Source organism: Vibrio sp. 1069, from assembly GCF_033340555.1.
The window spans coordinates 1-670 of sequence record NZ_JAWOWP010000437.1; the positions used below are offsets into that span (position 1 = coordinate 1).

Here is a 670-nt window from a genome sequence, read left to right on the forward strand (position 1 = left end):
CAAGTTCAGCTTCAATTTGAAGCGCTGAAACAGCACATTGATAGCAATGCATCCGATGACAAGATCAGAAGCGATATCGAAAAAGGCCAAGCAGCAATTCAGCGTGGACGCCAACTCATCGACATCATCTTGCGCGAAGTCAGCGATACTTCTGCTGTGCATGAACCCCTTTCGCTTACCTCGATTCATAAAGCGGTGGATCTTGCGGTGAGTCGATACGGTTTTGAAAACGAACACATCATCGAAAGGGTGAAACTTCCGACTCAAAACGACTTTGTCGCCAAAATCAACGAGACGCTGTTCAACTTTGTCATTTTCAATTTGATTCGCAATGCGATTTACTATTTTGATTCCTATCCCGATAGTCAAATTGAAATCAGAACCCTCGTCGGCCCTTATGAAAACACGCTTGTTTTCCGCGATACAGGGCCTGGGATTGATGACAGCATCGTACACAAAATCTTTGATGACTTTTTCTCATTCCAGAAAAGCGGCGGTAGCGGACTTGGCTTGGGTTACTGTCAGCGTGTGATGCGTTCTTTTGGTGGTCGAATTGAGTGTAAATCGGTAACTAATGAATTTACCGAGTTTTATCTGCATTTTCCGGTTGTGCCAAATGCACCGAAAGTAGAAACACTTCGAACGCCAAACTTTTACAACTGGAATCAGA

General features: G+C 44.2%; 1 protein-coding gene. It reads left to right on the forward strand.

Going from position 1 to position 670, the window contains the following annotated elements; all coding sequences use genetic code 11:
* A partial coding sequence (locus R7040_RS26985; protein ID WP_318097676.1) for a sensor histidine kinase occupies positions 1-670 on the forward strand: 670 nt, incomplete at both ends.